This window comes from Sphingomonas sp. CCH5-D11, from assembly GCF_001557395.1.
GTDB lineage: Bacteria > Pseudomonadota > Alphaproteobacteria > Sphingomonadales > Sphingomonadaceae > Sphingomonas.
Genome location: NZ_LSKH01000058.1, coordinates 1 through 5,038 on the forward strand (window position 1 = coordinate 1; position 5,038 = coordinate 5,038).

Genomic DNA, 5,038 nt, shown 5'->3' on the forward strand with positions numbered 1-5,038 from the left:
CGCGGGCTCAGCGTATTGCTGGTCGAGCAGGACGATCTGGCGAGCCATACATCCTCCGCTTCCACCAAGCTGATCCACGGCGGCCTGCGCTACCTGGAATATGGCGAGTTCCGGCTGGTGCGCGAGGCGCTGATCGAGCGCGAGCGGCTGCTGAACATGGCGCCGCACATCATCTGGCCGCTCGAATTCGTCCTGCCGCAGACCCAATCGCCGCGCCCCGCCTGGATGGTTCGCCTGGGCCTGTTCCTGTACGATCACCTCGGCGGGCGCGAGAAGCTGCCGGGCACGCGCACCGTGAAGCTCGCGGACTCGCCCGTCGGCGCGGGTCTAAGCACCAGAGAAGGCAAGGCTTTCATCTATTCGGACTGCTGGGTGGAGGACAGCCGGCTGGTGGTGCTGAACGCGATGGATGCCGCCGACCGCGGCGCGACGATCGAGACCCGCACACGGCTGGTCGATGCAAGGCGCGTCGGCGGCGGCTGGGAAGCGATCGTCGAGGGGCCGGATGGCCGCCGCACGGTGCGCGCCAGAGCGCTCGTCAACGCCGCTGGGCCGTGGGTTGCCGACGTTCTCGGCCGGGTGCCCGATGCGCGCACCGATCGCGGGGTCAAGCTGGTCAAGGGCAGTCATATCGTAGTGCCGAAACTCTACGAAGGCGATCACGCCTTCATGCTGCAGAACCCCGATCGGCGCATTGTCTTCGCCATCCCCTATGAGCGCGACTTCACATTGGTCGGAACCACCGACGAGGTCTGGAGTGCGAAACCGGGCAAGGCCGCGATCAGTTCGGCCGAAACCGGATATCTTCTGGAGACAATTGGCCGGTATTTCGCAACGCCGGTCAGCGAAAACGAAATTCGCTGGTCCTATGCCGGCATCCGGCCGCTGTACGACGACAAATCGTCAAACGCATCGGCGGTGACGCGCGACTATGTGCTCGATCTCGATGCGGGCGAAGGTCGGGCGCCGATGCTGAGCATTTTCGGCGGCAAGATCACCACCTACCGCAAGCTGGCCGAGCACGCGATGAAGGAACTGGCGCCGTTCTTCCCCGGGGCAAGCGGCGCGTGGACCGCCGGTGCCGTGCTGCCCGGCGGTGATATGCCGAACGCCGATTTCGAGGCATTCCTCGGTGCCCTGAGTGCCAGCCGTCCCGACCTTCCCGCGCCGCTGCTGCGCCGGCTCGCGCGTGCCTATGGCACACGGACCGAGCGCGTGCTGGGCGCGGCGCGGACGGTGGCGGAGCTGGGCCGCTGCTTCGGCGGCGATCTGTATCAGGCCGAAGTCGATTATCTGGTCGCAGCCGAATGGGCGCGGACGAGCGAGGACATCCTGTACCGGCGCAGCAAGCTGGGGCTGCACACGCCTGCAGACACTGCCGAGGCGCTGGACGCCTATCTCGCTGCCGCGCCGCATGCGGCGGTGGCGGCCGTCGCAGGCTGATGCAACAGGGTGCGGATGTGGTGGCGCTGCGCCACCGCCAGATCCTAGAGACGGCGCGGCACACCGGCAGCGTCTCGGTCGAGGCGCTCGCCGAAACATTGGGCGTGACGCCGCAGACGATCCGCAAGGACCTGAACCTGCTCGCCAAGAAATCGATGCTGTCGCGCGTCCATGGCGGCGCGGTGGTGACATCGGGCGTCGACAATCTGCGCTATGCCGAGCGGCGACTGGTGGCGGCAGAGACCAAGGACGCGATCGGCGCGGCCGCCGCCGCACTGGTGCCCGACGGATCGAGCCTGTTCATCAACATCGGATCGACCACCGAGGCGATCGCCCGGCATCTGACGAGACATCGCGAGTTGATGGTGATCACCAACAACCTCAACGTCGTCGACATCCTGGCCGATTGCCCCGGCATCGAGGTGATCGCCGCCGGCGGCCGTGTACGCCCGGGCGATCGCGCGGTGATCGGCGCGCTGGCGATGGATTTCATCCGCAGCTTCCGCGTCGATTACGCGCTGATCGGCGCCTCCGCGATCGAGGCGGACGGCACCTTCCTCGACTTCGACGTGGACGAGGTGCGCGTGTCGCAGACGATCATCGCGCAGGCACGCAAGGTGATCCTGACGCTCGATTCGTCCAAGCTCGGCCGCCCTGCCGCGGTACGGATCGGCGACCTGGCCGACATCGACTATCTGGTGACCGACGCGGTGGATGACGCGCTGGAGTCGGCGTGCGACGCGTCGGACGTGACGGTCGTGAGAGTGATCGGCGATTGAGATCCAATTATCAAACCCGAAGCGCCTGCCTGGCATCGGAGAAGCTCCTGTGAAAAGCTTTGTCCGCCCCGCAGAGTGCATGACCCCGGCTCCTTCGGCAGAGCTCGGGACAGGCCTGTGTCGAGGTCCAGGGTTGCGCGGATTCACCAGCGCCGAATTTGCCGAACCCTGGATGCCGGGACGAGCCCGGCATGACGATGTAAAGTGCGCTGGGGGGCCGCCTGCGCCGGAGCCGGGGGAGCGCGCTCGGGGCGCGTACGTCGCCAGGCTCAGGACGAACGACTGGGGCGTCCACACCGGTGGACGACTCACTTTAGGGTGACAGGGAGCAAGGAAGCGGTGGGCGATGGATCGGCTTGATTTCCATGAAGCGCGTGCGGTCTCTCGGCGTCGGCTGCTTGCCGCGGGGATCGCCGGTGGCGGCGCGATGCTGGCGGGGCGAGCGCTGGGCGCGGATGTCGACCTGCGGCTGCCCGGTGGACCCTCCCGGCGCGCGATGACGAGCGACTTTCCGCAGAAAGGCGCGATGATCCTGCAGCGCGTGCGGCCGGCGCTGCTGGAGACGCCAATGGAGGTGTTCCAGCAATCGCTCTACACGCCAAATGACCGTTTCTTCGTCCGCTGGCATTGGGGCGATCTGCCGACGAGCATCGATGTCGAGACCTATCGCATCCGCGTCGGCGGGCATGTCGAACGGCCGCTGTCGATCTCGCTGGCACAATTGCTCAGGATGCCGCGGGTTGAGTTGGCGGCGGTGAACCAATGCTCGGGCAACTCGCGCGGGCTGTTCCAGCCGCGCGTGCCGGGTGCGCAATGGGGGCATGGCGCAATGGGCAATGCCAAATGGATGGGCGTGCCGCTGCGCCATGTGCTCGACCTTGCCGGCGTGCGCGGCGGCGGGGTGGCCGTGCGCATCGGCGCGATGGACAAGCCGCTGGTGGCGGGCGCGCCGGATTTCGAGAAGTCCCTAGGCGTGGATCATGCGCGCGATGGCGAGGTGATGCTGGCGTTCGCGATGAATGGCGAGCAATTGCCGCTGCTCAACGGCTTTCCCGTGCGGCTGGTCGTCCCGGGCTGGTTCTCGACCTATTGGATGAAGACGGTGGATACGATCGAGGTGCTGCCCGCGCCCGACGACCGTTACTGGATGGCCAAGGCCTACAAAATTCCCACCGCTCCGCGCGCGAACGTGGTGCCGGGATCGAAGGATTTTTCCAGCGAGCCGATCAACCGCATGATCCCGCGATCGTGGATCACCAGCGTCGCCGATGGCGCGACCTATGGCTATGATCCGGTCCTGCCGATCGAGGGGATCGCGATGGGCGGCGACAGAGGCGTGGCGCGGGTCGACATATCGGCGACCGGCGGCCGGACGTGGGAGCCGGCGACGCTTGGCCGCGAGGATGATCGCTACGGCTTCCGCCGCTTCACCGCGCGGGTGAACGTGCCGCGGCCGGGACGCGTGAAGGTGATGGCGCGCTGCACCAACACGCAGGGAGAGACCCAGCCGATGGAGGCGAACTGGAACCCGGGCGGCTATATGCGCAACTGCGTCGAGCCCGTGATCGTGAGGCTCAGCTGATGCGTGCGCCGGGATTTGCGGTGATCGCGCTGGTGCTAATCGGGGCGACGTTGGCCGTGCTGGTGGCGGTGAGCGGGCGCGAGCGCGCCGCGGCACCTGCGGTGGCTGTCTCGGCCGTGCCCGAGGCAGCGTCGGTGGCGGGCGGGGGTGTGACGCTGACGTCGACGTCGGTGGAACTGCCCGATGATGCGGCGGTGTTTCCGGACGGGCCGAACGTCGCGCTGGTCAACCAGCGGTGCGTGGCGTGCCATTCGGCGAGCATGGTGCTGACCCAGCCGAAGATGAAGCGGGAGCAGTGGCAGGCGATCGTGGAGAAGATGCGCGATACGTATCACGCGCCAATGGCGGAGGGTGAGGTGGCGCCGATCGTGGGGTATCTGGCGGGACGGTAGGGAGTGAGCGGCGAGGTCCGCTTTGGGTGGAAAGCGGACATCCACTTGCAAGTCAAATTATCCGCTGAGCACGCCGATCAGGCTGTCGCTTTGTTTTGGCTTAGCTGCTGGTAGACGCCAAGACGGTCAGTAATTTGCCAATGGCCGGTCAGCCGGTCATCGAAGTCGAAGCTGTAAACAGTGGCTCCCGACATTCGTATTGTCTTGCCAGTGGCTGGAAAGCCGGGAAGGTCGCCTTTGTGGGTGGCCGCCCAGAGCCATGACATGACAACGCTATCACCGTCGGCGAACAGGTCTTGGATCTCAAACCGTTGATCCGGAAATGCCGCTCTCGACTGCTGAACGCGATCCTTAAAGCCCAAGCGATCAAGCACCATTCCGTCCCAAGGATCGCCCGGATCGTGACGTATCGTGTAGGCGTCGGCCAAATAGCTGTCGGCTGCGTCCACGTGCCCTTCGTCCCAAACTTGTCGGATGAAATCAGTAAGCCGCTGTTTGCGCGATTGATCGACGGACATGAAACCTCAGCCTTATGATTAAGCTAATGACTGTCCCCGTGAAGGCCCGTCTGCCGATCGTCAATGTGGCGGCTCGGAACGTCCGCTATTGGGCGATAGCGGCCGTTGATCATTTCTCTTGGAGCTTCGCGGATGCTGAACCCTGAAACGAGCTCAGGGCGACGGCGTGGGTGGGGTGGCGGCCGCCGAGCCAGCCATCCGGTCGTCATCCCCGCGCAGGCAGGGATCCATATACTCCGGAGGTCCCAGGAGGAGCGAGGGTGGCGTTTATGGATTCCCGCCTTCGCGGGAATGACGGGCGGGGGATCCGCCGCGATCGCTCGT

The 5,038-nt window shown here is 65.8% G+C and carries 5 protein-coding genes; 4 read left to right on the top strand and 1 reads right to left on the bottom strand.

The features are described from left to right. The 4 genes from AX702_RS03660 to AX702_RS03675 all read left to right on the top strand — a co-directional run. On the top strand, nt 1-1,443 hold a 1,443-nt coding region (locus AX702_RS03660), incomplete at its 5' end, for a glycerol-3-phosphate dehydrogenase (RefSeq protein ID WP_066776279.1). Then, complete coding sequence (locus AX702_RS03665; protein ID WP_066776281.1) at nt 1,443-2,222, top strand: DeoR/GlpR family DNA-binding transcription regulator; 780 nt, start codon at nt 1,443-1,445, stop codon at nt 2,220-2,222. The genes AX702_RS03660 and AX702_RS03665, both read left to right, overlap by 1 nt. A gap of 346 nt (nt 2,223-2,568) precedes the next feature. Next, a complete protein-coding gene (locus AX702_RS03670) occupies nt 2,569-3,804 on the top strand; it encodes a molybdopterin-dependent oxidoreductase (protein ID WP_066776283.1) in 1,236 nt (411 codons plus the stop codon). After that, complete coding sequence (locus tag AX702_RS03675; RefSeq protein WP_156455346.1) at nt 3,804-4,196, top strand: cytochrome c; 393 nt, start codon at nt 3,804-3,806, stop codon at nt 4,194-4,196. The genes AX702_RS03670 and AX702_RS03675 overlap by 1 nt, the downstream gene beginning before the upstream one ends. Nucleotides 4,197-4,273: 77 nt before the next feature. Here the strand turns inward: AX702_RS03675 and AX702_RS03680 are convergent, their stop codons facing one another. Then, nucleotides 4,274-4,714 carry an ester cyclase gene (locus AX702_RS03680; protein WP_066776285.1) on the bottom strand — a complete coding sequence of 147 codons (441 nt, stop codon included), beginning with the start codon at nt 4,712-4,714 and terminating at the stop codon, nt 4,274-4,276. Nucleotides 4,715-5,038: the final 324 nt, after the last annotated feature.

What these genes read in the sequence shown, in the direction of transcription:
- AX702_RS03680 (WP_066776285.1), bottom strand. Translation starts at nt 4,714, where the DNA reads ATGTCCGTCGATCAATCGCGCAAACAGCGGCTTACTGATTTCATCCGA.
- AX702_RS03670 (WP_066776283.1), top strand. Translation starts at nt 2,569, where the DNA reads ATGGATCGGCTTGATTTCCATGAAGCGCGTGCGGTCTCTCGGCGTCGG.
- AX702_RS03665 (WP_066776281.1), top strand. Translation starts at nt 1,443, where the DNA reads ATGCAACAGGGTGCGGATGTGGTGGCGCTGCGCCACCGCCAGATCCTA.
- AX702_RS03675 (WP_156455346.1), top strand. Translation starts at nt 3,804, where the DNA reads ATGCGTGCGCCGGGATTTGCGGTGATCGCGCTGGTGCTAATCGGGGCG.